The organism is Ralstonia sp. RL, assembly GCF_001683835.1.
Lineage (GTDB): Bacteria > Pseudomonadota > Gammaproteobacteria > Burkholderiales > Burkholderiaceae > Ralstonia > Ralstonia mannitolilytica.
The window spans coordinates 1-1,899 of the sequence record NZ_LWRX01000194.1 but is presented as its reverse complement, the minus strand read 5'-3'; the positions used below and the strand labels follow the sequence as shown (position 1 = coordinate 1,899).

The 1,899-nt window shown below is 68.7% G+C and carries 3 protein-coding genes; all 3 read left to right on the top strand.

Features of this window, described 5'->3' with window-relative positions; genetic code table 11:
• A partial coding sequence (locus A6M56_RS18725) for an HlyD family secretion protein (RefSeq protein ID WP_286758313.1) occupies positions 1-446 on the top strand: 446 nt, incomplete at its 5' end.
• Positions 446-1,360, top strand: a complete 915-nt coding sequence (locus A6M56_RS18720; protein WP_286758311.1) for an ABC transporter ATP-binding protein — start codon at positions 446-448, stop codon at positions 1,358-1,360. The genes A6M56_RS18725 and A6M56_RS18720, both read left to right, overlap by 1 nt.
• Positions 1,357-1,899 (top strand): ABC transporter permease (locus A6M56_RS18715; RefSeq protein WP_286758310.1); only part of this gene is annotated, 543 nt, incomplete at its 3' end. The genes A6M56_RS18720 and A6M56_RS18715, both read left to right, overlap by 4 nt.

Below are 1,899 nucleotides of genomic sequence, written 5' to 3'. Positions count from 1 at the left end.
AGCAGGACCTGAAGGCGGCGCAGGCGCAGCTCGCGCAGGCCGAGTGGCGGCTGGCGCAGAAGACGCAGCGCATGCCGGTTGCCGGCGAGGTGGCCGACGTGCTGTACCGCGAAGGCGAATTCGTGCCGGCGGCCAGCCCGGTGGTGAGCCTTTTGCCGCCGCAGAACATCAAGCTGCGCTTCTTCGTCGCGGAGCCGGTGCTGCCGGCGCTGAAACTCGGGCAGGATGTGACGGTGAGCTGCGACGGCTGCCAGGGGCCGATTCCGGCCACCATCAGCTACCTGTCGAGCGCGCCGGAATACACGTCGCCGCTCATCTACAGCAAGGAGAACCGGGCGTCGCTGGTGTTCATGATCGAGGCGCGCCCGCTGCCCGGCTATGCGCAGCGGCTGCATCCGGGCCAGCCGGTGGAAATCCGCCTGGCGGGCGCCGCCGGAGGCAAGTGATGGAGGCCATCATCGACGTGCGCGGCCTGACCAAGCGCTACGGCGGGCGCACCGTGGTCGACCATGTCGACATGCGCGTCGAGCGCGGCCGCATCTACGGCTTTCTCGGGCCCAACGGCAGCGGCAAGACCACCACCATCCGCATGCTGTGCGGGCTATTGACGCCCGACGACGGCAGCGGCACCTGCCTCGGCTTCGACATCCGCCGCGAGTCGCGCAGAATCAAGCCCCAGGTCGGCTACATGACGCAGCGCTTCGGGCTGTACGACGACTTGAGTATCGAGGAGAACCTCGACTTCGTCGCCCGCGTGTACGGCGTGCCCGATCGCCGGCGCAAGGTGGAGGACACATTGCAGCAACTCGGGCTGAGCGGGCGCCGCACGCAGCTGGCAAGCGCCCTGTCGGGCGGCTGGAAGCAGCGCCTGGCGCTGGCCGCGTGCCTGTTGCACGAACCGCAGCTGCTGCTGCTCGACGAGCCGACCGCCGGCGTCGATCCGAAGGCGCGGCGCGAATTCTGGGACCATCTGCACGAACTGGCCTCGCGCGGCCTGACGGTGCTGGTGTCGACGCACTACATGGACGAGGCCGAGCGCTGCCACCGGCTGGCGTATATCGCGTACGGCCGCCTGCTGGCGCAGGGCAGCGCCGAGGAACTGATCGCGCAGGCCGGGCTGGCCACGGTCGAAATTAGCGGGCCGCAACTGGCGCAGGTCGCGCAGGCATTGCGCGCCGACCCGGCGATCCATGCCGCGTCGTTCGGCGCCACGCTGCATGCGAGCGGCGCGTCGCGGCAAGCGCTCGATGCGGCGCTTGCGCCCTACCGCGGCCGCGGCCTGCAGATCACGCCGGTGGCCACCAGCCTGGAAGACGTGTTCATCGCGCTGATGCAGAAATCCGAGGACAATTACGCATGAACTGGTCGCGCTTCCTCGCCATCCTGATCAAGGAATTCCGCCAGCTCCGGCGCGACCGCCTGACGTTCGCGATGATGGTCGGCGTGCCGGTGATGCAGCTGATCCTGTTCGGCTACGCGATCAACACCGATCCCAAGCACCTGCCGCTGGCGGTGGTGTCAGCCGACCACAGCGAGTTTTCGCGCAGCCTGGTCGCGAGCCTGGAGAACTCGGCGTATTTCCGCGTCGCCGCGCGTCCGGCGAGCGAGGCGGAAGGCAACCGCCTGCTCGACGCGGGGCGCGTGCAATTCCTGCTGGTGATTCCGCCGGATTTTTCGCGCAGGATCCTGCGCGGCGAGCAGCCGGCCGTGCTGCTCGCCGCGGATGCGACCGATCCGGCAGCTTCCGGCAATGCGCTGGCCACGCTCAATGCGATTAGCCGCCAGGTGCTCGCGCACAATCCGATCGGGCAGCGGGCCGCGTCGCCATCGAATACACCGTTTGAAATCCGCGCGCAGCGCCGCTACAACCCGGAGGGCGTGTCGCGCTACAACATCGTG